Origin of the sequence: Pseudomonas paraversuta (assembly GCF_904063065.1) — a bacterium.
Taxonomy (GTDB): domain Bacteria; phylum Pseudomonadota; class Gammaproteobacteria; order Pseudomonadales; family Pseudomonadaceae; genus Aquipseudomonas; species Aquipseudomonas paraversuta.
In genome coordinates, this window is the sequence record NZ_CAJFCL010000009.1 from 214,419 (window position 1) to 240,487 (window position 26,069).

The window sequence follows — 26,069 nt, forward strand, 5'->3', positions numbered from 1 at the left end:
ACTGCGAAAGTTGACCGGAAACTCAGGAAAAAGTTCCCAAAAAAAGCTGAAAAGGTCAACAGGCAAAAAGAAACTACTTAGGCGAAAGCTCACGTAAGTGACGCGCTACTGCAATCCATGCACCGATATACCCTAACAGCACCGCGCCAAGCAAGAGAGACAGACCATCGGCTACTGGCACACCGGCCAGGGCAAAACTGCTGCCATACAACCCGGCCAACCCGACTACCGCGTCGTTGAGCCAGTTCAAGCCGAATGCCAATACGCCCCAGGAAAGCACCCCGGCGCCAAAACCATAAAGCGCACCCATATAAAGAAAAGGCCTGCGCACATAACTGTCAGTGCCGCCGACCAGCTTGATGACTTCGATTTCGATACGACGATTCTCGATATGCAAACGAATCGTATTACCAATAACCAGCAGCAAAGCCGATACCAGCAAGACCGTCAAGCCAAACACAAAGCGGTCACCCAATTTCAGAATGGCCGCCAGACGCTCGACCCAGACTAGATCAAGTTGCGCCTGTTGCACTTTCGGCAACTCCGAAAGACGCTCGCGCAGAGCCTCGAGGGTGGCTTTATCGACCTCATTGGGGGTCACCAGCACCACGCCCGGCAACGGATTATCCGGAAGCTCTTTAAGCGCTTCCCCCAAGCCGGATTGCTGCTGGAACTCTTCAAGGGCCTTTTCGCGGCTGATGAATTCAGCGTCAGCCACGCCAGCCATACCTTTTATCTGATTACTCAATTGCTCGCCTTGCGAGCTGTCGGCATCCAGTTGCAGGTACAGAGAAATCTGCGCCGCACGCTGCCACGAACCGCCCAGACGCTCGACGTTGTTAAGCAAAAGCGAGAGCCCCATTGGCAAGCTCAGCGCGACTGCCATCACCAGGCAGGTGAAGAAGCTGCCAATCGGCTGCTTGCCAAGACGCTTCAGGCTGTCGAGCAAACTGGCGCGATGGGCCTCAACCCAGGCCCGGAACAACATCGAGAAACCCGGGCCATCGTCATCGTCATGCTTTTTCCTGGCCGGCTGCGGATCTGCGGCCTTGGGTGCTACACGTTCGGAAACCTTGGAGCCGCGTGTCGCACTCATTGCGCGGCCTCCCCGTCGCCAATCAATCGCCCGCGCTGCAGGGTGAGCATGCGGTGGCGCATGCGTGCAATCAGCGCCAGGTCATGGCTGGCGATCAGTACGCTGGTACCCAAACGGTTGATGTCTTCAAATACGCCCATGATTTCCGCCGCCAGACGCGGGTCGAGGTTACCGGTGGGTTCATCGGCCAGCAGCAAGGCTGGACGATGGACGATGGCCCGGGCAATACCGACGCGTTGTTGCTGGCCCGTGGACAAGTCACCGGGATACAGATCGGTTTTGTCCGACAGCGCCACACGCTCAAGTGCCGAGTCGACACGCTTGGCGATTTCAGGCTTGGACAGCCCGAGAATCTGCAGCGGCAAGGCCACGTTATTGAACACCGTGCGATCAAACAGCAGTTGGTGGTTCTGGAACACCACACCGATCTGACGGCGCAGGAAAGGAATTTGCGCGTTGCTGATCTGCCCCAGATCCTGCCCCGCCAGCAGCAGTTTGCCGGTGGTCGGGCGCTCCATAGCCAGTAACAGCCGGAGCAGGGTGCTTTTACCTGCACCGGAATGACCGGTTACAAAAAGGAACTCACCGCGACGGACCCGAAAGCTCAGCTCGTGCAGGCCCACGTGTCCATTTGGATAGCGCTTACCGACCTGCTCGAAACGAATCATGGACGCTCCCGCTCCGCAAACAGAGCCTGGACAAAGGGTTCGGACTCAAAGTCCCGTAGATCATCGATGCCTTCGCCGACACCGATAAAACGAATAGGAATATTGAACTGCTTGGCCAGGGCGAAGATCACCCCGCCCTTGGCCGTGCCATCCAGCTTGGTCAGCGCCAGGCCGGTAAGGGCCACGGTCTGATTGAACTGCTTGGTCTGGCTGATCGCGTTCTGCCCGGTGCCGGCATCCAGTACCAGCAGCACTTCGTGCGGGGCGTCTTCGTCGAGCTTGCCGATCACCCGGCGAACTTTTTTCAGTTCTTCCATCAAGTTGTCTTTGGTGTGCAGGCGTCCGGCAGTATCGGCGATCAACACGTCGATGCCCCGCGCCTTGGCGGCTTGCACGGCGTCAAAAATCACCGAAGCCGAGTCGGCGCCAGTGTGCTGGGCGATCACCGGGATATTGTTGCGTTCCCCCCACACCTGCAACTGCTCGACCGCGGCGGCACGGAACGTATCGCCGGCGGCGAGCATGACTTTTTTGCCTTCAAGCTGGAGCTTTTTCGCCAGCTTGCCGATGGTGGTGGTCTTGCCCGCGCCATTGACGCCGACCACCAGAATGACGAATGGCTTGTTTTTCGCTTCGATTTTCAGCGGCTGCTCTACCGGTTTGAGCATGGCAGCCAGCTCGGCCTGCAACGACTTGTACAGTGCATCGGCGTCGGTCAGCTGCTTGCGCGCAACCTTTTGAGTCAGGTTTTTGATAATCACCGAGGTGGCTTCAACACCAACGTCTGCGGTGAGCAGGCGGGTTTCAATCTCGTCGAGCAGATCGTCATCGATGATTTTTTTGCCCAGGAACAGGCTGGCCATGCCTTCGCCGATGCTGGCGCTGGTTTTCGACAGCCCCTGCTTGAGGCGGGCAAAGAAGCCGACCTTGGCTTGCGCAGCTGGAGCTTCAGCTACCACCACCGGAGCCGCAACTGCTGGCGCAGGGACCACAGGCGCAGCAACAGCTTGCGGCTCGACAACTACGACCGGCTCTGGCTCTGGCTCTGGCTCTGGCTCTGGCTCTGGCTCTGGCTCTGGCTCTGGCTCTGGCTCTGGTGCAACAGGCTCGACGAAGGTTTCAAGCACTTCAAGCACTTCGACCACAGGCTCCGGCGCGATGACCGGGGCGCTGACCGCGACCTCGATCTCCGGTTCCGGAATGGAAGGCACGATATACGGCGCCTGCAGGTCCTTGACCAGCGCAACGGGTTCCTCGGGCACTGGCAGCGGCGGCCATGGCTCGGCAGCGGCTGGCGATTCAACAGCAGGCGCCTGTGCAACCACAACCACTTCAGGCGTTGGCTCGACAACCACCGCAGTGGCCTCAATCAACGGCTCAGGGGTGATTTCGGGTGCGGGTGCAGGCTGCTCAACGACGGTTTCCTGCGGCTTTCTGCGCAGCCATCCGAACAGGCCTTTTTTCTCGCCAGCCGCAGCTGGGTTCTTCTTGTCGTCGTTGGAACCAAACATGGAGGACGGCTATCTCATCGTAGCGAAGCGCCACTGTGGCGCCCCGGCAAATAATATTCGGTGTGAAACAGACTGTTTTTTTGTCAGCTCGTTCGCACGCACCTTGATCAGAGGGTAAAGCACACCCCTGAAACTTCGTCTTAACTCGGAACTGGAACGGGAAAATCGGCAAAAAAGCTAAATTTACCGAGATACATTCACACTTCCAGGCTGGCTCCTATACTGCCCGATCAATCGTCGTCTGATCGTCAAAGGCCTGATAGGCGTGGCCGCCAGTAAAACGGATCAGTATCCTAGCACCTCCTCACCCGCTGACGCTAAGGCCAAGCGGGCAGCCCAACAGGTTTAAAAACGAATGAATGCTCTAGCCCGCCGCGCTGCTGGCCTGTTGCTCAGCACAGTTTTGCTCCCGCTTTCGGCCCTGGCGGCCGACCAGCAACCCACCCACGAGTTTCGCCTGGACAATGGCCTGAAGGTCATCGTGCGCGAAGACCATCGCGCGCCAGTGGTGGTGTCCCAGGTCTGGTACAAAGTGGGTTCCAGTTACGAGACCCCGGGCAAGACCGGCCTGTCCCATGCTCTTGAACACATGATGTTCAAAGGCAGTAACAAGGTCGGCCCCGGCGAAGCCTCGTTGATCCTGCGCGACCTCGGCGCCCAGGAAAACGCTTTCACCAGCGATGACTACACCGCCTATTACCAGGTATTGGCCCGCGACCGCCTGGCGGTTGCCTTCGAGCTCGAAGCTGACCGCATGGCCAGCCTTCGCTTGCCGCCTGAAGAGTTCAAGCGCGAGATCGAGGTCATTAAAGAAGAACGCCGCCTGCGTACCGACGATCAGCCGATGAGCAAGGCCTTCGAACTGTTCAGCGCCATGGCCTACCCGTCCAGTGGTTATCACACGCCGACCATCGGCTGGATGGTGGACCTGGAGCGCATGAGCGTTGGCGAACTGCGCGCCTGGTATGAAGAGTGGTACGCACCGAACAACGCCACCCTGGTGGTGGTGGGAGACGTAACACCGGATGAAGTCAAAGCCTTGGCCCAGCGCTATTTCGGCCAGGTGGCCAAACGCGAAGTGCCTGTCGCCAAAGTCCCGCTGGAACTGCCGACCCCCGGTGAGCGCCTGCTCAAGATCCACGTGCAGACCCAACTGCCAAGCCTGATTCTGGGCTTCAACGTGCCAAGCATTGCCACCGCCAAAGACCCGGTTACTGCCAACGCCCTGCGCCTCATTTCGGCACTGCTGGACGGTGGCTACAGTGCACGTATGCCAACCCAGCTGGAGCGCGGCGAAGAGCTGGTGTCCGGCGCTTCGTCCAATTACAACGCCTTCACCCGTGGCGACAGCCTGTTCATGCTTTCGGCAATGCCCAACAGCCAGAAAAAAGTCACCCTGGCCCAGGCCGAAGCCGGCTTGTGGCGCATGCTCGATGACCTGAAAAAAACCCCGCCATCGCCACAGGAACTGGAGCGAGTGCGCGCCCAGGTGATCGCAGGCCTGGTTTATGAGCGCGACTCGATCACCAGCCAGGCCACCTCGATTGGCCAGCTGGAGACCGTGGGCCTGTCGTGGAAGCTGATGGATACCGAGCTGCAAGACCTGCAAAAGGTCACCCCGGCCGATATCCAGCAAGCCGCCCGCACTTATTTCACTCGCGACCGCCTCAGCGTTGCGCATGTACTGCCCGAGGAGAAAACCCATGAGTGAGCGTAAAGGTTCCCGCTACGCCCTGCTCGGCCTGAGCGCTGCAATACTGGCCGGCGTACTCGGCTACTATTTCGTCAGCCCCTCGGTCTCCGTGGCCAGCCAGGCACTGGATCAGGCCAAGGCCGAGCACAAGCTCGAGTCTCTGACCGAACTCGACGGCAAGGCCCCCAGCCATCGGGCATTGAATGTACAAACCTGGAAAACCGCCGAAGGCTCCAAAGTTCTGTTCGTTGAAGCCCGCGAGCTGCCGATGTTCGACCTGCGCCTGACCTTCGCCGCCGGCAGTAGCCAGGACGAAAACACCCCGGGCCTGGCACTGCTGACCAACGCCATGCTCAATGAGGGCGTGGCAGGCAAGGACGTCGGGGCCATCGCCCAGGGCTTTGAAAGCCTGGGTGCGGATTTCGGCAACGGGGCCTATCGCGACATGGCTGTAGTGTCATTGCGCAGCTTGAGTGACCCGGCCAAGCGCACACCGGCGCTCAACCTGTTTGCCGAAGTGGTTGGCCAGCCAACCTTTCCGGCCGACTCCCTGGCGCGGATCAAAAACCAGTTGCTCGCCAGCTTTGAATACCAGAAGCAGGACCCGGGCAAGCTGGCCAGCGATGAACTGTTCAAGCGTCTGTACGGTAATCACCCTTATGCCCACGCCAGCGATGGCAACGCTCAAAGCATCGCTGCGGTCACCATCGATCAGCTCAAGGCGTTCCACAACAAGGCTTACACCGCCGGCAACGCGGTGATCGCGATCGTTGGCGATCTGTCTCGCGCAGAAGCCGAAGCCATGGCCGCTCAAGTATCCGCCGCGCTGCCCAAAGGCCCAGCAGTCGCCAAAACCGTAGAGCCCGGCGAACCCAAGGCCGGCCAGACCCACATCGAATTTCCGTCCAAGCAGACCCACCTGCTGCTGTCCCAACTGGGAATTGACCGCGACGATCCGGACTATGCCGCACTGGCCCTGGGTAACAGCATTCTCGGTGGCGGTGGCTTCGGTACGCGCCTGATGACTGAAGTACGCGAGAAACGCGGCCTGACCTACGGCGTGTATTCCGGCTTCAGCCCGATGCAGGCACGCGGGCCGTTCATGATCAACCTGCAGACCCGTGCCGAATTGAGCGAAGGTACGCTCAAACTGGTGCAAGACATTCTGGCTGACTACCTGAAAAACGGTCCGACGCAAAAAGAACTCGACGATGCCAAGCGTGAATTGGCGGGCAGCTTCCCGCTGTCAAATGCCAGCAACGCGGCAATCGTCGGCCAACTGGGCGCAATGGGCTTCTATGATATGCCTCTGGACTATCTGGAAACCTTCATGCAGCAGTCCCAAAGCCTGACTAAAGAGCAGGTCAAGGACGCCATGAACAAGCACCTGAGCGCCGACAAACTGGTCGTGGTGACCGCCGGACCAACTGTGCCGCAAAAACCACTGCCACCTCCTACCGATAAACCTTCAGAGCAACCTCTTGGGGTTCCGGAGCATTAATGGCAAAGCCTAAAAACACATCGCACTCGGGTGCTGGTCAGTTACGCATCATTGGCGGGGAATGGCGCAGCCGCAAGCTGGACTTCCCCCACGTAGAAGGTCTGCGCCCGACGCCGGACCGTGTACGTGAAACCCTGTTCAACTGGCTGACCCCGGACATCGTCGGCGCCAAGGTGCTGGACGTGTTCGCCGGCAGCGGCGCGCTGTTCCTGGAGGCACTGTCACGCGGCGCAGCCAAAGGCGTAGCTCTGGACAGCAACCGCGATGCGATTTCCAACATCCGCGAAAACATGGGCATCCTGCGCTGCACCACCGGCGAAGTTCAGCAGACCAACGCCCTGAACTACCTGGCGACGCCTGCGACCGAAGTGTTTGACGTGGTGTTCCTCGATCCGCCCTTCAACCTGGACCTGCTCAAGCCGGCATGCGACCTGCTGGAACAGAACGGTTGGCTGGCTGACAACGCCTGGATCTACACCGAAAGCGAGCGCCGCCCTTCGGAGCTGGGCCTGCCTGCCAACTGGCGCCTGCACCGTGAACAAAAGGCCGGCGGCGTGAATTACGCCCTGTGGGAGCGCGAAGCAGCGCCAACAACCGCAGAGTAACAACGCCATGCCCGCGGGGTTTATTCAAACCCCGTGGTGCATCAGGCGCGTTCACCGCCTCTTACTTCGTCGACTACTACAGTCCCGGGCCGCTGTTGTGGCAAGCTAGCCAATCACTGCATCAGTTAGCGCAAGAGAATTCCAGTGCCATCCTTAGCTGCCCCTGTATCACTTCCTGAATCGTTCATGGCGGCCCATGGCCTGCGCAATCCCCATTTACAAACCCTGTGGGGCCCGCTGTGGCGCAAACGGCCGGTGGTTGAACACCGCCGCGAGCGCCTGTGGCTGGCAGATGGTGACTTTCTCGATCTGGACTGGCACGGCACCCCTTCAACCGATGCACCCATAGTGCTGGTATTGCATGGCCTGACCGGCTCATCGGCGTCGCACTATGTCGCCGGCCAGCAACGGGCCCTCGCCACGCAAGGCTGGACCAGTGTCGCCCTGAACTGGCGCGGCTGCTCCGGCGAACCCAATCTGCTGGCGCGCAGTTATCACTCCGGCGCCAGCGAAGACCTGGCGGCAGCCGTGGCACACTTGCGCGCCACCCATCCGCTGGCCCCGCTGTTCGCCGTCGGCTATTCACTGGGCGGCAACGTATTGCTCAAATACCTGGGTGAAAGCGGCAACGAGAGTGGCTTGCAGGGTGCGGTGGCGGTGTCGGTGCCGTTTCGCCTCGACCAGTGCGCCGACCGGATTGGCCAGGGTTTCTCCAAGGTCTACCAGGCGCATTTCATGCGTGAAATGCTGGTCTATGTCACTAACAAGCAGCGGCAGTTTCGCCACGATGCCCGGCATGAGCCGCTGGCCACGCTGGACAACCTGGGCTCCCTGAAATCGCTGCGCAAAATGCGCACCTTTTGGGAGTTCGATGACCGGGTCACCGCACCACTCAACGGTTACCTGAATGTCGATGACTACTACCGTCGCGCCTCCAGCCGGTACTTTTTGGCCGCCATCGACACTCCGACCCTGATTATCCACGCCGTGGACGACCCGTTCGTGTTCAAACACAGCATCCCCGAGGCCAGCGAACTGTCCGGGTGCACCACACTTGAGCTGCATGCCAGGGGGGGCCATGTCGGATTTATCGAAGGATCCCTTAAAACCCCGGGCTACTACCTCGAACGGCGCATCCCGCAATGGCTGGCGAGCCTCAGGCCCGGGCCCGGGTAATGAGCAGCGAGCAGGGTGAGTCGATCCGGTTCTGGCAAACGCCACCGCTGACAGGTGTCGAGTTGCTCACCGCGCGCTATATCGAACACCGCTTCGTACCCCATGTGCATGATGGTTTTGTGATCGGCATGATCATGGACGGGGCCCAGCGCTATCGTTATCGCGGGGCTGAGCATCTGGCCTGCTCCGGCACTCTGGTTCTGATCAACCCGGACGAAGTGCACAACGGGCACAAAGGCCATGATGCCGGCTGGCGCTACCGGGCGTTCTATCCCGACAACGCGCAACTGCACGGCCTGCTGGAAGAGCTCGGCTTGCCCGGCATGCACTTGCCGACCTTCAATGACACCCTGATTCACGACCCCGACCTGTTCAGCGGCTTGTGCCGGCTGCACCAATTGCTCGAAGGCCCGGAGTCGGCACTGCATCAACAAACGGTCTGGCGACAAATGATGCTGGCGCTGCTCAATCGCCATGCCCGCCTGCCAATGCCGGCCAAGCCGGGCATTGAACATCGCGCCGTACGTCAGGCCAAGGAGCTGCTGCAGGCCCGTCTCGCCGAACCGCCCTCCCTGGAACAGCTGGCAGCGGCGGTCAATCTGTCGGCGTTCCATTTGGCCCGGGTGTTTCAACGCGCGACGGGCATGCCACCGCACACCTGGCTGATGCAGCAACGTATTGCCCACGCCAGAGCCTTGCTGAAAAAGGGTTGTTTGCCGCTGCAAGTGGCTACGCAATTGGGTTTTGCCGATCAAAGCCATCTGAGCCGGCAATTCAAGAAAGTCTACGGTGTGGGCCCCGGCGCCTATCGCGCAGCCAGTGCCCATAAACACCCGTAGTCGCAGCCTTCGCGCCTGGGCAGCGACCAGGTTACAGCGCGGGCATCAATCGCCGGTAGCAATGCCCCGCTCAGGATCGTTGATCCATTCGCTCCACGACCCCGCATAGAGCTTACCCAGCGGGTAACCGGCCAACCCCAGTGCAAACAGGTTATGGCACGCCGTCACGCCGGAGCCGCAGTAGGCCACCAGCTCTTGCGCAGAACGACCGCCGAGCTGCTCGGCGAAACGCTTTTTGAGTTGATCGGCAGGTAAAAAACGCCCGCTGCTGTCGAGGTTCTCGCTGAACGCTGCACATTGCGCACCCGGAATATGCCCGGCAACAGGGTCGATAGGTTCAACTTCGCCGCGAAAACGTGGTCGGGCACGGGCGTCGATCAAGGTCAGGTCCGGATCGCCCAGGCGCTTGTGCAAGTGCTCGGCATCGACCAGCAAACGCTTGTCGAGCTTGCCTTCCAGGTTGCCACGGGGCTTGACCACAGCATCCAGACTCAGCGGGAAACCTGCGCCATGCCAGGCCTTGAGGCCGCCATCGAGGATAAACACGCCGTCGCGCTTGCCCAGCCAGGTCAGCAACCACCATGCCCGGGCGGCATAGACCCCCGGACCGTCGTCATACAGCACCACATCGCTGTCGTCATTGATGCCCCATGCGCGCAGTCGCTCAAGCAACACCTGTGGCTCGGGCAACGGGTGACGGCCCGTTACACCTTTGATCACGGGGCCGCTCAAATCACGTTCAAGGTCAGCAAATTGCGCACCGGCTATATGCCCTTCGGCATAGCTGCAACGACCATAGTCGGGGTCTTCAAGGGCGAAACGGCAATCCAGAATAACCAGACCGGGCAGTTCCTGGCGTTCGCTCAGGGCTTGGGGGCTGATCAGTTGCGCGACGGGCATAGGGAACTCCTGTGAGGGGGTGAAATGCATTTATTGAACGTGCAGCGCGTGCTCCAGCGGGACGTAGTAATCCTTGATCAGTTCATCGAAGTCTGCCCGGCCCTGAGCGGTGACAAAGCCCGATTCCAGGACCAGCAGTTGATACACCCCGCGCTTGATGGCCTGCTCACTGAGCTGATCGTTGTTCTCCCGGGTAGTACACAGAAAACTGACCCATGAGGTGAGAATGATCCACGCGTTAAGGGTCAGCGACTCGATTTGCAGAGGGGTCATGCACATAAGCCCGGCATCGACAAAACCGCGGTAAATCGCTTGCGCCTGACGCAGACAGTTCTGGGAAAAGACCCGGTAACGGGCGGCAAGCTCAGTGTCGCTGTGCAGCAAGTGCTCGATATCACGGTACAAAAAGCGATAGCGCCACATGGCATCCAGCAACTGCTGCAAGTACTGACGCTTGTCTTCAACACTGGCCATACGCCCTTCGGGCGGGCGCAGAAACCTCAACACCAACGCCTCATACTCGCTGAACAACACCGAGATGATCGCCTGCTTGTTAGGGAAGTGGTAATACAGATTGCCCGGTGAAATTTCCATGTGCGCGGCAATGTGGTTGGTGCTCACACTGCGCTCGCCCAGCTGATTGAACAGCTCCAGACTGCTATTGACGATGCGCTGGCTGGTTTTTATTCGTGGGGCCATGGGCTTCTTGGGCTTTAATGAAAAACGAAAGACATCTTACGACCTTACCCGTCATCGTTAAACCTCACGGATAAGCGCCCCTCATTGACAGCTTAGAGCATAGGCTCTAAAAGCATGATTGCTCTCAAATAAAAATAACCCGCAAGCCTTCCGCCCGGAGCAAACCATGTCTGTCGACAGCGCCCCCCGCCAAGACGCCTCAGCCGTGCTGAGCGATCTCCATTCCCTGCTCGACACCCAACGTCTGGCTTATGCGGCTCACCCCTATCCGCCACTCGCCCAGCGCCAGCAGTGGTTGAAAAGTTTGCGCAAGTTACTGAGTGATGAGCGCGAAGTGCTGATCGACGCCATCAGCCAGGACTTCAGCCACCGCAGCCCTGACGAAACCCTGTTTGCCGAGCTGATGCCCAGCCTGCACAGCATTGATTACACCCTTAGGCATTTGAAGCGCTGGATGCAGCCCTCGTCCCGCAGCGTAGGGGTGATGTTCCAGCCGGCCAGCGCCAAAGTGGTGTATCAGCCCCTGGGCGTAATCGGCATTATCGTGCCGTGGAACTACCCGCTGTACCTGGCCATGGGCCCTTTGATCGGGGCATTGGCGGCGGGTAACCGGGTAATGCTCAAACTCAGCGAGTTCACCCCGGCCACAGGGCACTGGCTCAAGAACTTGCTGGGGCGCATCTTCCCCGAAGACATGGTTGCCGTAGTACTGGGTGAAGCCGATGTGGCCGTGGCATTCTCCGGCCTGGCATTTGATCACTTGCTGTTCACCGGCTCGACCCACGTAGGCAAGCAGGTCATGCGGGCAGCTGCCGACAACCTGACCCCGGTAACCCTGGAGCTGGGCGGCAAGTCGCCAGCCATCGTATCGGCCGATGTACCGCTCAAGGATGCTGCCCAACGTATCGCCTGGGGCAAAACCCTCAACGCCGGGCAGACCTGCATCGCTCCGGATTACGTGCTGGTGCCGCGAGACCGGGTCGATGACTTTGTTGAGGCCTACCGCCAGGCCGTGCACAGTTTTTATCCGACCCTGATCGACAACCCGGACTACACCGCAATCATCAATGAACGCCAACTGGCGCGCCTTGATCGCCTGCAAACCGATGCCACTCTGAAGGGTGCACGCCTGATACCGCTGTACGAGCAAGGCCAGGGGCGGCGCATGCCCCACGCCCTGCTGCTGGATGTAAACGACGAGATGCAGGTGATGCAGGACGAAATATTCGGCCCGCTGCTGCCCGTCGTGGCCTACGGCGACCTGCAGCAAGCGCTGGACTACATCAATGCCAGACCGCGCCCGCTGGCGCTTTACTACTTCGGCTACAACAAGCCCGAGCAGCAACGGGTCATCCTGCACACCCACTCTGGCGGCGTGTGCATCAATGACACCCTGCTGCATGTGGCCATCGACGACCTGCCGTTTGGCGGTGCAGGGCATTCCGGCATGGGCCATTACCACGGTCATGAAGGCTTTGTGACCTTCAGCAAAGCCAAGGGGGTGCTGGTTAAACAGCGCCTCAACAGCTCGCTGATGATTTACCCGCCTTATGGCCGCCAACTGGTACGCCTGATCCAGAAGCTGTTTATCCGCTAGTCGAAGGTGGCCCATGCCTGAATTGAGGGTTGAAGAGGTTCTGCTATCGCGTCGGGGCGTACTGAAAGTCGGCCTGTGGGCCAGTGCATTTTTGACCTGCGCCGGGCTCGGCGCCAGTCTGAGTGGCTGCTCGCCCGGCAGTAGCGCCAGCGGCTTCGCGTTGTTGCGCAGCAGTGATCTGACTTTTTTGCGGGCACTGATCCCGGTGATGCTTGCGGGTAGCGTGGGCGCCCCGGCTGTTCCCGGTGCGGCCGATGCCACCTTGCATCAGCTGGACCACAACCTTGCTCACTTGCCCCCCGAACTGCTCAAGCTGACTCGGCAATTGTTCGATGTACTGGCCATGCCGGTAACACGGGGCCCGTTGACCGGGGTCTGGGGTGGCTGGGAGAGCGCCAGCCCCGAACAGATTCAGGATTTTTTGCAACGCTGGCAAAACAGCAGCCTGAACCTGCTGCGCATGGGCCACGGCTCGCTGGTGCAACTGGTGATGATGAGCTGGTACGAACGCCCCGAGTCCTGGGCCGGGTGCGGGTATCCGGGCCCGCCGAAGATCTGACTGACCCCGAACAACCCGTAGGAGCGAGCTTGCTCGCGAGCTGTTAAACGCGGCGACGAAGAGCTCGCGAGCAAGCTCGCTCCTACAAACCCCATTGCCACCATGGAAGTCCTTTATGCCCGTACCTGATCCGTTCCGCGAAGGCATGGCCCGAGGCTGGAAAACCCGGGATGGCTCGCAACTCGACAGCGACCTGACGCTCGAAGCCGATGTGGTGATTGTCGGTAGCGGTGCAGGCGGCGGCACCACAGCCGAGATTCTTAGTGCCGCCGGTTACAGGGTCTTGCTGATCGAGGAGGGCCCGCTCAGGACCAGCAGTGATTTCAGGCTGCTGGAAGACGAGGCCTACTCCAGTCTTTATCAGGAAGGCGTCGGGCGCATGAGCAAAGACGGCGCCATCAGCATCCTCCAGGGCCGGGCCGTGGGCGGTACGACCCTGGTCAACTGGACTTCAAGCTTTCGCACCCCCGCCCCCACCCTGGAGCACTGGGCCCGGGAACACGCGGTCGCCGGCCACAGTGAGGCGCAGATGGCACCATGGTTCGAGCAGATGGAACTGCGGCTTGGCGTCGCGCCCTGGCTGATCCCGCCCAACGCCAATAACGAGGTGATCCGCACCGGTTGCGAAAAGCTCGGCTACAGCTGGCATGTGATCCCGCGCAATGTGCGCGGCTGCTGGAACCTGGGCTACTGCGGCATGGGCTGCCCGACCAATGCCAAACAATCGATGCTGGTGACCACCATCCCCGCCACCCTCGAACAGGGCGGCGAATTGCTGTATCTGACCCGCGCCCGGCGGCTGCTGATCAGCGGTGACCAGGTTACCGGGCTGGAGTGCCAGGCCATGGACAGCCGCTGCGTGGCGCCCACCGGCCGCACAATCATGGTCAAGGCCCGGCACTATGTGCTGTCCGGCGGCGGCATCAACACCCCCGGCCTGCTGCTGCGTTCCGAGGCACCCGACCCCCACGGACGACTCGGTAAACGGACGTTTCTGCACCTGGTCAACTTTTCTGCGGCGCAGTTTCCTGCGGCCATCAATCCGTTTTACGGCGCCCCGCAATCGATTTACTCCGATCATTTTCAGTGGAAAGACGGCACCAGCGGGCCCATGGGCTACAAACTCGAGGTGCCGCCGCTGCATCCGGCCCTGGCGGCCACAATTTTTGCCAGCTTTGGCCAGACCAGCGCCGGGCACATGGCGCAACTGCCCAATACCCATATGATGCTGGCGTTGATGCGCGACGGTTTTCATCCCGACAGCCCCGGCGGCAGTGTCGAGTTGCGTGCTGATGGCAGTCCGGTGCTCGATTACAGCCTCACGCCCTACGTCTGGGACGGTCTCAAGCGTGCCCTCCACAGCATGGCCGAGATCCAGTTCGCGGCAGGCGCCAGCGCCGTCATGCCGCTGCACAGTGATGCGCAATACATGACCAGCCTTGGCCAGACACGTGACCGAATCGACAGTTTGAGCCTTGAGTTGTATCGCACCCGCCTTGCCAGTGCCCATGTCATGGGTGGCTGTGCAATGGGCGAAAACCCGCAACTGGCCGTCACCGACAGCCTTGGGCGCCATCATCAATTGGGTAATGTATCGGTCCACGATGGCTCTTTATTCCCCACCAGCATTGGGGCCAACCCGCAATTGTCGGTGTACGGCCTCACGGCGAAACTGGCAACAGAGCTGGCCGCGCGCCTGAAAAATCCGTGAAAAAGTAGTTAATTGGCCACGTCTATAGTGCTTTCTTCTGCGAATGGCGACTTGGCCGACCGGGAATGCTGCGATACCATCCGACTCCCCAACGGATTCCCGCCAGGACGACGCGATGAACCGAGTGTTGTACCCAGGTACATTTGACCCTATTACCAAGGGCCACGGCGATCTGGTCGAACGCGCCTCGCGCCTGTTCGATCACGTGATCATTGCTGTCGCTGCCAGCACCAAAAAAAACCCGCTATTCCCTCTGGAACAGCGTGTGGAGCTGGCACGTGAAGTCACCAAACACCTGCCCAATGTGGAGGTAGTCGGCTTCTCGACGCTGCTCGCGCACTTTGCCAAAGAACAGAACGCCAATGTCTTTCTGCGTGGCCTGCGTGCCGTGTCGGACTTCGAATACGAGTTCCAGCTGGCGAACATGAATCGCCAACTGGCCCCCGACGTCGAAAGTCTGTTCCTCACGCCGTCAGAGCGTTATTCGTTCATTTCGTCGACATTGGTCCGGGAAATCGCGGCATTAGGTGGCGATATCAACAAATTCGTGCACCCGGCCGTGGCCGATGCCCTCACCGAGCGCTTTCGCAAGAAGTGACCGCTGAAGCGGCGCCCGCGTGCACTGCGGGCGCCAATGCGGCACAATTGCCGCATTCGATTTCAGTTGCCCGGGCCGAGCGCCCCGGCAGGAGTACCCATGTCCCTGATCATCACCGACGATTGCATTAACTGCGACGTCTGCGAACCCGAGTGTCCGAACGCTGCCATTTCCCAGGGCGAAGAGATCTATGTGATCGACCCGAACCTGTGTACCCAGTGCGTGGGCCACTACGATGAGCCGCAATGCCAGCAGGTCTGCCCGGTTGACTGCATCCCGCTGGATGAAGCCCACCCGGAAACCGAAGAACAGCTGATGGCCAAATACAAGGCAATCACCGGCAAGGCCTGACCTTGTCGGCCATTGCTTTAATGCGCCGAACCTGAAAATCCACAGTGCCTGAATCTCTGGTCAGCCAGCTCCCGCGATGACAGCCGGCCAGCGCCTGCTGTGTTCCTGTCAGCTCTGGCAGCGCGGGCAGAACACGCTGGCGCGCTGGCCCAGCTTGACCTCGCGCAACTCGGTGCCACAGACCTTGCAGGGCTGGTAGCCACGCCCGTAAACAAACAGCTCTTGCTGGAAGTAGCCGGGTTGTCCGTCGCCCCCGATAAAGTCGCGCAAGGTGGTGCCTCCACGCTCAATCGCCGCGGCCAGAATCCGCTTGATCTCGATCGCCAGCTTCAAATAGCGCGCCCGGGAGATGCTTTTGGCTTCGCGACGCGGATCAATGCCGGCAGCAAACAGCGCTTCAGTCGCGTAGATATTGCCCACGCCCACCACCACTGCGTTATCCATGATGAACGGCTTGACGGCCATCGAACGCTTGCGCGACAGCTGAAACAGCCGCTCACCGTCAAACAGATCGGTCAGTGGCTCCGGCCCGAGGCGCAGCAGCAATTCATGGTTCAGCGGGTCGAGGCTCCAGAGCATCGCACCGAAACGTCGCGGGTCGGTGTAGCGCAATGCCAGGCCCGACTCCAGCTCGATGTCCACATGCTCGTGCCTGGCCGCCGGCAGCCCGGCCTCTACCAGGCGCAGGTTGCCCGACATGCCCAAATGGCTGATCAGCGTCCCGACTTCGGCGTTAATCAGCAGATACTTGGCGCGCCGCTCCACCAGCACGATCTTCTGCCCCGACAGACGCACATCCAGGTCTTCCGGGATCGGCCAGCGCAAACGGCGCTCGCGCACAATCACCCGGCTGACCCGTTGACCTTCAAGGTGCGGGGCAATGCCCCGGCGGGTGGTTTCGACTTCAGGTAATTCAGGCACGGGAGGCTCCTGCGAGACTAGTGGGCACCCAATTCGCGAATGCTTTCTTTAAGGTTGTCAAAGTCGTAGTCGGACAGACCAATGTAGTCCAGCACCAGGTGCCGGATGCTGTTCCATTCATGGTCTTCACGCTGGTTGCCCAGCACTGTGTGCGAGGCACAGATATGTTCGGCCATCTTGAGGATCGCCAGCAGGTTTTTAAGCTGGCTGTTGCGCGAAGAGTCGTCGCTGAAAATCGCCAGGGCATTGTGGTGATTGGCAATCGCCTCTGTCAGATGCGCAGGCAGACGCCAGGATTTTGCCGTGTAGTAGCCGACCACCGCATGGTTGGTATTGAAATGCCGGTTTTCAGTGTCAACCACACGGCTGCCAGTCCCGGCATTGGCGTAGCCCTGTTCCAGTACCCGCATGTAATCCGGGAAGCGCTTGAGCATCAACGGGATGCCACAATCGTGAAACAGCCCCAGGGCATAGGCTTCATCCAGAGCCTGGGTGCCCGTGCGCTTGGCCAGGGTCAGGCTGGTCATTGCCACGTCCTGGGCCGTGTCCCAAAACCGGTTAAGGGTCACGATGGTGTCGTCAGTCATCTCGCCCTTGATCGACTGTGCGTTGATCAGGTTGATCACGGTCCGGCTGCCGAGCACCGTGACTGCACGGCGGATCGAGGCAATCTTGTTGCTCAGGCCGTAATACGGCGAGTTGACGATTTTCAGCAGTGCCCCGGACAGCCCCGGGTCCTGGGCGATCAGGCCGGCTATCACTTCCAGATCCGGGTCCGGCATGTATTGCTCCATCTGCAAATCCACCATGATTTGCGGTTGGGGCGGCACGCTGATGCCTTGCAGGGCAAGGCTGATCTGTTCGGATGAAAGCTCTGGGGGCATAACGACGCACTCTGAATTGGACGGCGAGTCTAGCGGAAATTTCTGGCCATTTGCGCACGTAATCCGACGCAATACCGCGAATCAGCTGAGCTTGCAGGGTGCGTCTAAGGCTATAATCGCGCCCTTTTCAATACCCGGAGCGACGTCATGTCCCTGCCAAGCCTGCGCCTTAAAGCCAATGCCGATCGACGCCTGCGCGCCGGCCACTTGTGGGTCTACAGCAACGAAATTGATGTAGCCAACACCCCGCTGCACGGCTTCAAGGCCGGCGACCAGGCCGTGCTCGAAACAGCCGGCGGCAAGCCGCTGGGCATCGTTGCCATGAGCCCGAACAACCTGATCTGCGCTCGCCTGCTGTCGCGCGACATCAAATTGCCGCTGGACAAATCGCTGCTGGTACACCGCCTGAACATGGCTTTGTCCTTGCGCGAGCGCCTGTTCGACAAGCCTTACTACCGCCTGGTTTTCGGCGATTCCGACTTGCTGCCGGGCCTGGTCGTAGACCGTTTCGGCGACATTCTGGTGGTTCAGCTGGCCTCGGCCACCATGGAACAGCACAAAGACGACGTGATCGCGGCACTGGTACAAGTCATCAAGCCAAGCGGCATCCTGTTCAAGAACGACTCGGCTGCCCGTGACGCTGAAGGCCTTGAGCGTTATGTCGAAACCGTCTTCGGTCTGGTGCCGGAGTGGGTTGCGCTGGAAGAGAACGGCGTGAAGTTCGAAGCGCCGGTCATGGCCGGCCAGAAAACCGGCTGGTTCTACGACCACCGCATGAACCGCGCCCGCCTGGCGCCGTACGTTAAAGGCAAAAAGGTTCTGGACCTGTTCAGCTACATCGGTGGCTGGGGTATTCAGGCTGCCGCTTTCGGCGCCAGCGAAGTGACCTGTGTCGACGCCTCCTCGTTCGCCCTGGACGGTGTTGAGCGCAACGCTGCGTTGAACGGTTTTGCCGAGAAAGTCACCTGCATGGAAGGCGACGTATTTGAAGCCCTGAAAGAGCTCAAGGCCAACGAAGAGCGTTTCGACGTGATCGTGGCCGATCCTCCGGCCTTCATCAAACGCAAAAAGGACCTGAAGAACGGCGAAGGTGCTTACCGCCGCCTTAACGAGCAAGCCATGCGCCTGCTCAGCAAGGACGGGATTCTGGTCAGCGCATCGTGCTCGATGCACCTGCCGGAAGACGACCTGCAGAACATCCTGCTGACCAGCGCCCGCCACCTGGACCGCAACATCCAGTTGCTGGAACGCGGCGGCCAGGGCCCGGATCACCCGGTGCACCCGGCGATTGCAGAAACGCGCTACATCAAGAGCATCACCTGCCGTTTGCTGCCTAACAGCTAAGACGCCTGAATCGCTGGCAAGCCAGCTCCCACAGTGGAAATGCCCTGAGCATATCTCGTGGGAGCCGGCTTGCCGGCGATGACTCAACATCCTGCAAACCGAGTCGCCTGCCTCGCCGGAAGTCCGGCTCCCACAGGGGTGTCCTAGTTAAAGCTGCGGCGGTATCTCCGGTTGCGGGCTCAGTTGTTCATCCCCGGCCTGCAGCGATTGATAACGCGGCTTCACCACTTTCACCTTGCCCTGGCGAATCATCTCAATCATCTCCAGCGGGTTTTCGACACCTGTATAGGTGCCTGCACGCTGCCATTTGCCCTGCGCATCACGCTTGAAGAAGTACAGCGGATCAGACCAGCTGTATTTGGGTAACTGCAGCACTTCGTCCTGCCCGTCCTGATCCAGATCGACCGCCCACATGGCACATCCCGGGTACAGGCACTGCTGCCCGCCAATGCCGGGGTCGTTGAACTGCTCGCTGCCTTCCACGACAGGCCCGATCCACTCCAGAAGCCGCCCATCGGAGTCCCGCGCACCTTTACCGGCCTGGGCATCCTTGAGCCGTTTCAACAGAGCTTCGCGCGCGGGTTCTGCCAACACCCGGCCCTGCTCGACTTGCTCCAGCAATGCCTCGAACGCCTGCTTGCCCGGTGGCCCCAAGCGATAGAGCAAAGTGTCGGCATCAAAGCTCTCTACCGGACTTTTAGCCTCCAGCACGCGCTTTACCTGATTGCTGGCGCTGATCTGCAACGGACTGAACCACGGGGTATGAATCGCCAACAGCAGTACCACGCTGAGCAACGCAATCAGCGGGTTGCTGATGCGCAGGCTCCACAACCACTGACGCTGAGGCACCACCACCGCCCAGGCCGCGGCAAGGGTATGAACCAGCATCACCGCCACCAGCAACATCGCCAGAATGCGGCTGGGGGTCAGGCCATATTGTTCGATTCGCAGCCAGCTCGAATACCCCGCCAGCAGCACCAGTACCGGCAAGCACAGCAGGCACAGGTCAACCATGCGCAACAGCCATCGCGGATAACCGCTGCTCTGCTCGCCGACCTGGAACACGCCATTGAGCAGAAACAGATTGGCCGCCACCAGACACAGCATGATCGGCGTCGAATAGCCGGTGGCCCAAATGGGCTGCAGCCCGGTAAATAGCAGGGCCAGGGTGAAGACAATGGCAATCAGCGAACTCAGGGGCAGCAGAAAGCGGCACAAGGTCAGCAAAATGCCGCGTAACAGACCGATGACACGATCGTTGTCGCGGCCCATCTGCAGGCCCAGGGCAAACACCATCATCGAACTGATGCAGATAAACCCGGTGGTGGAAAACAACTGATTGAGCGCCACAATCCCGAGCATCTTGAACAGGCTGCCCCACAACAGCAGCAGCGCCCAGAACACGCCGTTCAACAGCAAGCCCAGCAACACGATAAACACCGTGTCCCAGGCGTGGCGGAACAGGTCTTCGTAGCGCGGGAAGCGCCCTTCGCGGATCGGCCAGCTAAGGATGAAAGCCGTCACTATATAAGTGATCACCACGGCAAAGCAGACCCAGGTGCCGGTCAGCCAGCTGCTGCTGCGCAAACTGTCGCCGCCCTCCCAGTACACCCAGGCGCTGATGGCGCTCATCACCAGCGTCAGCCCGAGCACCAGCCAGGCCGTACCGCGCTGACGCACGTCTGACCCCAGCAGCACCAGGTTGATACCGCCGACCAATACCGCAGTGGCCAGGGCAAACTGGAGCCCCGGCTCGGTCAGGGCGCTCGCCAGCCACAGCAGCAGCCCTTGCGCCAGGCCAATGGCCAGGCAGGTTCGCACGGATCGGTTGAGGGTCAGCATACGAATGTCCTTATCGAAAAATCATGCCTGCACTCTATAGCCTGAACACTGCCAACGCCTACCGGCCCGCCAAATGCAATGACTCCTCACGCAGGCAGCCAACCCTCTACCCCATTCCCTCCCGCCGCCAGCCGTGTAGAATCGACGGATTCATCGCCAATCATCCCCGGCGGGTTTATGAGCTCAGGCCCTGACGCGCGGCGATCCCGCAGCGTTAACGGCAGCTTGCTGACACGTGGTCATTTTCTGTGTAGTCCGCCAGTCATTAGAAGCTCACTTCCCTGTTTGTTACCTGATTAGCCGCCCGGAGTTGTTCCATGCCTGACTATCGTTCGAAAACCTCCACCCACGGCCGCAACATGGCCGGTGCCCGCGCTTTGTGGCGCGCCACGGGGATGAAAGATGCCGACTTCAAGAAGCCGATCATCGCCATTGCCAACTCCTTTACCCAGTTCGTACCCGGCCACGTCCACCTCAAGGACATGGGGCAACTGGTAGCCCGCGAGATCGAGCGCGCCGGCGGCGTTGCCAAGGAATTCAACACCATTGCCGTGGATGACGGCATCGCCATGGGCCATGACGGCATGCTGTATTCGCTGCCGAGCCGCGAGATCATCGCCGACTCCGTCGAGTACATGGTCAACGCTCACTGCGCCGACGCCATCGTGTGCATTTCCAACTGCGACAAAATCACCCCTGGCATGCTGATGGCTTCTTTGCGCCTCAACATCCCGGTGATTTTCGTCTCCGGCGGGCCGATGGAAGCGGGCAAAACCAAACTCGCCAGCCACGGCCTCGACCTGGTAGACGCCATGGTCATCGCCGCCGACTCCAGCGCTTCTGACGAGAAGGTTGCCGAGTACGAGCGCAGCGCCTGCCCTACCTGCGGTTCGTGCTCCGGCATGTTCACCGCCAACTCGATGAACTGCCTGACCGAAGCCCTGGGCCTGGCGCTGCCGGGCAACGGCACGGCGCTGGCGACCCACAGCGATCGCGAGCAACTGTTCCTGCAGGCAGGCCGCACCATCGTCGACCTGTGCCGTCAGTACTACGTCGAAAACGACGAAGCGGTACTGCCGCGCAACATTGCCAACTTCAAGGCATTTGAAAACGCCATGACGCTGGACATCGCCATGGGCGGTTCGACCAACACCATCCTGCACTTGCTGGCAGCAGCCCAAGAGGCCGAAATCGACTTCGACCTTAAAGACATCGACCGTCTTTCGCGCCACGTACCGCAGCTGTGCAAGGTGGCACCGAACATCCAGAAATACCACATGGAAGACGTGCACCGCGCAGGCGGCATTTTCTCCATTCTCGGTTCGCTGGCCCGCGGCGGCCTGCTGCACACCGATCTGCCGACCGTGCACAGCAAGACCATGGCCGAAGGTATCGCCAAATGGGACATCACCCAGACCGACGATGAAGCTGTTCACACCTTCTTCAAGGCCGGCCCGGCCGGTATCCCGACGCAAACCGCGTTCAGCCAGTCCACCCGTTGGGAAACACTGGATGACGACCGTGAAAACGGCTGCATCCGCAGTGTTGAGCACGCCTACTCGCAAGAAGGCGGCCTGGCCGTGCTGTACGGCAACATTGCGCTGGATGGCTGCGTAGTCAAAACCGCAGGCGTCGACGAATCGATCCACGTGTTCGAAGGCAACGCCAAAATCTTCGAAAGCCAGGACAGCGCCGTGCGCGGCATCCTGGCTGACGAAGTCAAAGCCGGTGACATCGTGATCATTCGTTACGAAGGTCCGAAAGGCGGCCCGGGCATGCAAGAGATGCTCTACCCGACGTCCTACCTGAAATCCAAAGGCCTGGGCAAAGCCTGCGCCCTGCTCACCGATGGCCGCTTCTCGGGGGGTACTTCGGGCCTGTCCATCGGTCACGCTTCGCCGGAAGCGGCTGCCGGTGGCGCGATTGGTCTGGTACAGGACGGCGACAAAGTGCTGATCGACATTCCGAACCGCTCGATCAACCTGTTGATCAGCGACGAAGAAATGGCCGCTCGCCGCGTCGCCCAGGACCACAAAGGCTGGAAGCCGGTGGAAGTGCGTCCGCGCAAAGTCACCACCGCCCTCAAGGCCTACGCCTTGCTGGCCACCAGTGCCGACAAAGGCGCGGTACGTGATAAGGCCCTGCTGGACAAGCTGGTGCCATAAGCCGACGCGTCAAACAAAAATCCCGGCCATGTGCCGGGATTTTTTATGCCCGATACAAATCCATTTGTGGGAGCCGGCTTGCCGGCGATAGCAGCACCTCGACCCGATCGCCTCAATCGCTGGCAAGCCAGCTCCCACAGGGAGGGCAGAGTCCCTGCTTTTATGTTCAGCATGAATCCACTGTGGAAGCCGGCTTGCCGGCGATAGCAGCACCTCGACCCGATCGCCTCAATCGCTGGTAAGACAGCTCCCACAGGGAGGGCAGTGTCACTGCTTTTATGTTCAGCATGAATCCACTGTGGGAGCCGGCTTGCCGGCGATAGCAGCACCGCGACCCGATCGCCTGAATCACTGGCAAGCCAGCTCCCACAGGGAGGGCAGAGTCTCTGCTTTTATGTTCAGCATGAATCCACTGTGGGAGCCGGCTTGCCGGCGATAGCAGCACCGCACCCGATCGCCTGAATCGCTGGCAAGCCAGCTCCCACAGGGAGGGCAGAGTCCCTGCTTTTATGTTCAGAACAAATCCACTGTGGAAGCCGGATTGCCGGCGATAGCAGTACCGCGATCCGATCGCCCGAATCGCTGGCAAGCCAGCTCCCACAGGGTAGGCAGAGTCCCTGCTTTTATGTTCAGCCTAAATCCACTGTGGGAGCCGGCTTGCCGGCGATAGCAGCACCGCGACCCGAGCGAGGGTTGTGCAAGCCTGTTACTGGATCTGATCCGGTTTGACGATCACCCAGTTCTTGTCCGCAGTCACCGGCAACCCTTCCCTGGCCTGGGCCGCCGCGTTTTGGGCCATCATGCCTTCCAGCTGGGTCATGTATTTGTCCTTGCGGTTGATCCACAGATGAATCCCGCCTTTGGCCACGTCCACCCCGTGGAACAGCATGTAGCCGTCACTGGTCGGGGTGTCGCCGCCCACCAGCACCGGTTTTTTCCATTGGTCGATGTAGGTCAGGATCGCCGCCTGCTTGCCCGCCATCCAGGTAGCCGGGGTCCAGAGATAAGGCGTGAGTTCCAGTCCAAGGTTGGCCTTTTCGTTGTAGGTACCCGCGCTGATCTGTTTACGGGCCGTGGTCAGCTCGCCGGTCTTGCGGTCTTTGAGCAAGGTGCTCACGCCAATCACGTTCTGCGGTTTGACGTTGTACCCGTACTTGGGGTCTGCCGCGACCATGCGCACCAGTTCTTCCGAGGCGGCCGTCATTACGTACACCTCGATGCCATTCTCCATCAGCTTGTTGAACAGCTCGACCTGGCCGGTAAACACCTTGGGCGGCTGTACCTCTGAAGTCTTGAGCGCGTCACCTTCGAAGTAAGTCACAGGCACCGGTTTGCCCGAGGCCATCAACTCGTCAACGTAGCCCTTGAGTTGCTGCAGGGTGAACCCGGAAAACACCTGCGCCACCCAGGGGTAGCAGACCATGTCGTCAACTTCGCACAATCGGTAGTAATAGCTGAACAGGCTCTCCTTGTGCTCGGCCGTGTCTTTGAAAGGGATCAGCTTGAGTGACGGGTCAAGGCTGTCACGGGTGATCAGGCCGCGGTTTTCCATATAGGGCAGCAGCGCTTCTTCCAGATCGTTGCGATAGCTGGTGTTGTCCATGTCAAAAACTGCAAAGTTACCCTTGTTCGCGTTTGCGGCGATCATCGCGTCCAGCTGTTTGGCCTGATCAGCCGGCCAGTGCTTCAAATCAGTGGCCAGGGCCTGGCCGGCAAGGCCCAGACACAGGGTTGCAGCGATCAACTTTAGACTCAGGTTCATCAGCTATGCTCCTATTTAAAGGCATCGACGCTAACAAACCTGCGTGACAGTTTTAACGTGAGCGCGACCGTTGACGTTCTAATAGCGCCACCGCCTTATTCCCAAAACCTAGGTACTCATTCCACAACGGTATATTTGCAGATATATCAACCTGTTAGGATTTCCGGTTCGAAATCGCTACAACTCAAGACTGGTACAAGTCGTCCCTCGGAGCTTTCATGAATTTCCCGCTGATCCTCAATCTGCTGGTGTTCCTCGCGTTGCTGTTCGGCTTGTCGCTGACCCGCCATACCGCGTGGAGCCTGGCGAAAAAAGTCTTGTTGGCGCTGGTTATCGGCGTGCTGTTCGGCCTGGGCCTGCACCTGGTCTACGGTGCCGACAGCACGACCCTGAAGACCTCCATCGGCTGGTTCGATCTGGTCGGCAGCGGCTACGTGCAATTGCTGCAAATGATCGTGATCCCGCTGGTGTTCGCTTCGATCCTGAGCGCCGTGGCGCGACTGCATAATGCCTCTTCCCTGGGCAAGATCAGCTTTCTGACTATTGGCACTCTGCTGTTCACCACCATGATCGCAGCCCTGGTCGGGATCGGCCTGACCAACCTGTTCGGCCTGACGGCCGACGGCCTGGTGGCAGGCGCGGCTGAAATGAGCCGCCTGCACGTGATCCAGAGCGATTATGCGGGCAAGGTTTCGGACCTCAATGTGCCGCAACTGCTGCTGTCGTTCATCCCGCAGAACCCGTTTGCCGACCTGGCCCGGGCCAAGCCTACGTCCATCATCAGCGTGGTGATTTTCGCTGCGTTCCTGGGGATTGCAGCGCTGCAACTGTTCAAGGACGAGCCGGAAAAAGGCGGGAAAATCCTCAGCGCCATCGACACCCTGCAAGCCTGGGTAATGCGCCTGGTGCGCCTGGTGATGAAGCTGACCCCTTACGGTGTGCTGGCCCTGATGACCAAAGTGGTCGCCACATCCAACCTGCAAGACATCATCAAGCTAGGCAGTTTTGTGGTGGTGTCCTACATCGGCCTGGCGCTGATGTTTGTCATCCACGGCGTAATCGTGTCGATATCCGGGGTTAACCCGCTGCGCTTCTTCCGCAAGGTATGGCCGGTTCTGACCTTTGCCTTCACCAGCCGTTCGAGCGCGGCCAGCATCCCGCTGAGTATCGAAGCACAAACCCGTCGCCTGGGGATTCCGTCCTCGATCGCCAGCTTTGCCGCCTCGTTTGGCGCCACCATCGGTCAAAACGGCTGCGCCGGTCTGTACCCGGCCATGCTGGCGGTAATGGTTGCGCCGACAGTGGGCATCAACCCGCTGGACCCGGTGTGGATCGCGTCGCTGGTAGCGATTGTGACCTTGAGTTCGGTCGGCGTGGCAGGCGTGGGGGGCGGTGCTACCTTCGCCGCCCTGATCGTGCTTCCGGCCATGGGCTTGCCGGTATCGCTGGTGGCGTTGCTGATTTCGGTCGAACCCTTGATCGACATGGGCCGTACGGCACTCAACGTCAGCGGTTCGATGGTAGCCGGTACGGTGACCAGCCAGATCCTGCACCAGACCGACAAGGCCATTCTGGCTGAAGACGATCACGGTGACCTGGCCCACGCCTGAACACCGCATCGCCCTGCAGGAGCTCGCTCCTGCAGGG

General features: G+C 60.1%; 22 protein-coding genes. 13 read left to right on the top strand and 9 right to left on the bottom strand.

The window, feature by feature from the left end:
• Nucleotides 1-73: 73 nt before the first annotated feature.
• The 3 genes from ftsX to ftsY are packed head-to-tail and all read right to left on the bottom strand — an operon-like array spanning nt 74 to nt 3,275.
• Nucleotides 74-1,096, bottom strand: coding sequence for a permease-like cell division protein FtsX (ftsX, locus tag JQ845_RS19135; RefSeq protein ID WP_004419734.1), 1,023 nt, complete (start codon nt 1,094-1,096; stop codon nt 74-76).
• Entirely contained in the window at nt 1,093-1,764 is a 672-nt protein-coding gene (gene ftsE, locus JQ845_RS19140; RefSeq protein ID WP_004419735.1) for a cell division ATP-binding protein FtsE, read from the bottom strand. The genes ftsX and ftsE overlap by 4 nt, the downstream gene beginning before the upstream one ends.
• Nucleotides 1,761-3,275: a signal recognition particle-docking protein FtsY gene (ftsY, locus tag JQ845_RS19145; RefSeq protein ID WP_203009356.1), complete on the bottom strand. Its 1,515-nt coding sequence runs from the start codon at nt 3,273-3,275 to the stop codon at nt 1,761-1,763. Before ftsY ends, ftsE begins: the two co-directional genes overlap by 4 nt.
• Nucleotides 3,276-3,630: 355 nt before the next feature.
• Here ftsY and JQ845_RS19150 point away from each other — a divergent pair, with 355 nt between their 5' ends.
• From JQ845_RS19150 to JQ845_RS19170, 5 genes are all read left to right on the top strand, one after another.
• On the top strand, nt 3,631-4,986 hold the full coding sequence (locus JQ845_RS19150; RefSeq protein WP_004419739.1) for a M16 family metallopeptidase: 1,356 nt from the start codon (nt 3,631-3,633) through the stop codon (nt 4,984-4,986).
• Nucleotides 4,979-6,469 carry a M16 family metallopeptidase gene (locus JQ845_RS19155; protein WP_010656713.1) on the top strand — a complete coding sequence of 497 codons (1,491 nt, stop codon included), beginning with the start codon at nt 4,979-4,981 and terminating at the stop codon, nt 6,467-6,469. Before JQ845_RS19150 ends, JQ845_RS19155 begins: the two co-directional genes overlap by 8 nt.
• Nucleotides 6,469-7,074, top strand: a complete 606-nt coding sequence (gene rsmD / locus JQ845_RS19160; protein ID WP_203009357.1) for a 16S rRNA (guanine(966)-N(2))-methyltransferase RsmD — start codon at nt 6,469-6,471, stop codon at nt 7,072-7,074. Before JQ845_RS19155 ends, rsmD begins: the two co-directional genes overlap by 1 nt.
• A gap of 186 nt (nt 7,075-7,260) precedes the next feature.
• Complete coding sequence (locus JQ845_RS19165) at nt 7,261-8,250, top strand: hydrolase (protein ID WP_004419742.1); 990 nt, start codon at nt 7,261-7,263, stop codon at nt 8,248-8,250.
• Entirely contained in the window at nt 8,250-9,089 is an 840-nt protein-coding gene (locus JQ845_RS19170; RefSeq protein ID WP_178105561.1) for an AraC family transcriptional regulator, read from the top strand. The genes JQ845_RS19165 and JQ845_RS19170 overlap by 1 nt, the downstream gene beginning before the upstream one ends.
• Before the next feature lie 45 nt (nt 9,090-9,134).
• On the opposite strand, the gene JQ845_RS19175 is transcribed toward JQ845_RS19170, so the two are convergent.
• A complete protein-coding gene (locus JQ845_RS19175) occupies nt 9,135-9,989 on the bottom strand; it encodes a sulfurtransferase (protein WP_004419746.1) in 855 nt (284 codons plus the stop codon).
• Nucleotides 9,990-10,019: 30 nt separating this feature from the next.
• Nucleotides 10,020-10,688 (bottom strand): TetR/AcrR family transcriptional regulator, encoded by a 669-nt coding sequence (locus JQ845_RS19180; RefSeq protein WP_004419748.1) that lies wholly within the window; start codon nt 10,686-10,688, stop codon nt 10,020-10,022.
• A gap of 166 nt (nt 10,689-10,854) precedes the next feature.
• Between JQ845_RS19180 and JQ845_RS19185 the strand changes: the two genes are divergently transcribed.
• From JQ845_RS19185 to JQ845_RS19205, 5 genes are all read left to right on the top strand, one after another.
• Nucleotides 10,855-12,285, top strand: a complete 1,431-nt coding sequence (locus tag JQ845_RS19185) for a coniferyl aldehyde dehydrogenase (protein WP_202210200.1) — start codon at nt 10,855-10,857, stop codon at nt 12,283-12,285.
• 13 nt (nt 12,286-12,298) lie between these two features.
• Nucleotides 12,299-12,844 (top strand): twin-arginine translocation pathway signal protein, encoded by a 546-nt coding sequence (locus JQ845_RS19190; RefSeq protein WP_203009358.1) that lies wholly within the window; start codon nt 12,299-12,301, stop codon nt 12,842-12,844.
• Between the two features lie 115 nt (nt 12,845-12,959).
• Nucleotides 12,960-14,555, top strand: a complete 1,596-nt coding sequence (locus tag JQ845_RS19195; RefSeq protein WP_161719838.1) for a GMC family oxidoreductase — start codon at nt 12,960-12,962, stop codon at nt 14,553-14,555.
• Nucleotides 14,556-14,670: 115 nt separating this feature from the next.
• Nucleotides 14,671-15,153, top strand: coding sequence for a pantetheine-phosphate adenylyltransferase (gene coaD, locus JQ845_RS19200; RefSeq protein WP_004419754.1), 483 nt, complete (start codon nt 14,671-14,673; stop codon nt 15,151-15,153).
• A gap of 99 nt (nt 15,154-15,252) precedes the next feature.
• Nucleotides 15,253-15,504 (top strand): YfhL family 4Fe-4S dicluster ferredoxin, encoded by a 252-nt coding sequence (locus tag JQ845_RS19205; protein WP_004419756.1) that lies wholly within the window; start codon nt 15,253-15,255, stop codon nt 15,502-15,504.
• Between the two features lie 108 nt (nt 15,505-15,612).
• Here JQ845_RS19205 and mutM read toward each other — a convergent pair whose 3' ends face one another.
• Together mutM and JQ845_RS19215 are read right to left on the bottom strand one after the other, a co-directional pair.
• Nucleotides 15,613-16,425 (bottom strand): bifunctional DNA-formamidopyrimidine glycosylase/DNA-(apurinic or apyrimidinic site) lyase, encoded by an 813-nt coding sequence (gene mutM, locus JQ845_RS19210; protein WP_004419758.1) that lies wholly within the window; start codon nt 16,423-16,425, stop codon nt 15,613-15,615.
• A 17-nt stretch (nt 16,426-16,442) separates the two neighbouring features.
• Entirely contained in the window at nt 16,443-17,255 is an 813-nt protein-coding gene (locus JQ845_RS19215) for an HDOD domain-containing protein (RefSeq protein ID WP_177412988.1), read from the bottom strand.
• 201 nt (nt 17,256-17,456) lie between these two features.
• Between JQ845_RS19215 and JQ845_RS19220 the strand changes: the two genes are divergently transcribed.
• The gene (locus JQ845_RS19220; RefSeq protein ID WP_004419762.1) at nt 17,457-18,653 is read left to right on the top strand and encodes a class I SAM-dependent rRNA methyltransferase; all 1,197 of its coding nucleotides are present in this window, start codon (nt 17,457-17,459) and stop codon (nt 18,651-18,653) included.
• 147 nt (nt 18,654-18,800) lie between these two features.
• Here JQ845_RS19220 and JQ845_RS19225 read toward each other — a convergent pair whose 3' ends face one another.
• A complete protein-coding gene (locus JQ845_RS19225) occupies nt 18,801-20,495 on the bottom strand; it encodes a DUF4153 domain-containing protein (RefSeq protein ID WP_203009359.1) in 1,695 nt (564 codons plus the stop codon).
• Between the two features lie 317 nt (nt 20,496-20,812).
• Between JQ845_RS19225 and ilvD the strand changes: the two genes are divergently transcribed.
• Complete coding sequence (ilvD, locus tag JQ845_RS19230; protein WP_004419765.1) at nt 20,813-22,660, top strand: dihydroxy-acid dehydratase; 1,848 nt, start codon at nt 20,813-20,815, stop codon at nt 22,658-22,660.
• A 706-nt stretch (nt 22,661-23,366) separates the two neighbouring features.
• Here the strand turns inward: ilvD and JQ845_RS19235 are convergent.
• Nucleotides 23,367-24,422 carry an HAD family hydrolase gene (locus JQ845_RS19235; protein WP_003444524.1) on the bottom strand — a complete coding sequence of 352 codons (1,056 nt, stop codon included), beginning with the start codon at nt 24,420-24,422 and terminating at the stop codon, nt 23,367-23,369.
• 218 nt (nt 24,423-24,640) lie between these two features.
• On the opposite strand from JQ845_RS19235, the gene JQ845_RS19240 reads away from it, so the two are divergent.
• Complete coding sequence (locus JQ845_RS19240) at nt 24,641-26,032, top strand: L-cystine transporter (protein ID WP_003444526.1); 1,392 nt, start codon at nt 24,641-24,643, stop codon at nt 26,030-26,032.
• The last annotated feature ends 37 nt before the right edge of the window (nt 26,033-26,069 follow it).

Bases quoted from the DNA above. Each gene is read 5' to 3' on its own strand.
- ilvD (WP_004419765.1), top strand. From the start codon at position 20,813: ATGCCTGACTATCGTTCGAAAACCTCCACCCACGGCCGCAACATGGCC.
- JQ845_RS19155 (WP_010656713.1), top strand. From the start codon at position 4,979: ATGAGTGAGCGTAAAGGTTCCCGCTACGCCCTGCTCGGCCTGAGCGCT.
- JQ845_RS19240 (WP_003444526.1), top strand. From the start codon at position 24,641: ATGAATTTCCCGCTGATCCTCAATCTGCTGGTGTTCCTCGCGTTGCTG.
- JQ845_RS19195 (WP_161719838.1), top strand. From the start codon at position 12,960: ATGCCCGTACCTGATCCGTTCCGCGAAGGCATGGCCCGAGGCTGGAAA.
- JQ845_RS19185 (WP_202210200.1), top strand. From the start codon at position 10,855: ATGTCTGTCGACAGCGCCCCCCGCCAAGACGCCTCAGCCGTGCTGAGC.
- rsmD (WP_203009357.1), top strand. From the start codon at position 6,469: ATGGCAAAGCCTAAAAACACATCGCACTCGGGTGCTGGTCAGTTACGC.
- ftsX (WP_004419734.1), bottom strand. From the start codon at position 1,096: ATGAGTGCGACACGCGGCTCCAAGGTTTCCGAACGTGTAGCACCCAAG.
- JQ845_RS19205 (WP_004419756.1), top strand. From the start codon at position 15,253: ATGTCCCTGATCATCACCGACGATTGCATTAACTGCGACGTCTGCGAA.
- JQ845_RS19180 (WP_004419748.1), bottom strand. From the start codon at position 10,688: ATGGCCCCACGAATAAAAACCAGCCAGCGCATCGTCAATAGCAGTCTG.
- coaD (WP_004419754.1), top strand. From the start codon at position 14,671: ATGAACCGAGTGTTGTACCCAGGTACATTTGACCCTATTACCAAGGGC.
- ftsE (WP_004419735.1), bottom strand. From the start codon at position 1,764: ATGATTCGTTTCGAGCAGGTCGGTAAGCGCTATCCAAATGGACACGTG.
- JQ845_RS19165 (WP_004419742.1), top strand. From the start codon at position 7,261: ATGGCGGCCCATGGCCTGCGCAATCCCCATTTACAAACCCTGTGGGGC.
- ftsY (WP_203009356.1), bottom strand. From the start codon at position 3,275: ATGTTTGGTTCCAACGACGACAAGAAGAACCCAGCTGCGGCTGGCGAG.
- JQ845_RS19225 (WP_203009359.1), bottom strand. From the start codon at position 20,495: ATGCTGACCCTCAACCGATCCGTGCGAACCTGCCTGGCCATTGGCCTG.
- JQ845_RS19220 (WP_004419762.1), top strand. From the start codon at position 17,457: ATGTCCCTGCCAAGCCTGCGCCTTAAAGCCAATGCCGATCGACGCCTG.
- JQ845_RS19190 (WP_203009358.1), top strand. From the start codon at position 12,299: ATGCCTGAATTGAGGGTTGAAGAGGTTCTGCTATCGCGTCGGGGCGTA.
- JQ845_RS19150 (WP_004419739.1), top strand. From the start codon at position 3,631: ATGAATGCTCTAGCCCGCCGCGCTGCTGGCCTGTTGCTCAGCACAGTT.
- JQ845_RS19175 (WP_004419746.1), bottom strand. From the start codon at position 9,989: ATGCCCGTCGCGCAACTGATCAGCCCCCAAGCCCTGAGCGAACGCCAG.
- JQ845_RS19235 (WP_003444524.1), bottom strand. From the start codon at position 24,422: ATGAACCTGAGTCTAAAGTTGATCGCTGCAACCCTGTGTCTGGGCCTT.
- JQ845_RS19170 (WP_178105561.1), top strand. From the start codon at position 8,250: ATGAGCAGCGAGCAGGGTGAGTCGATCCGGTTCTGGCAAACGCCACCG.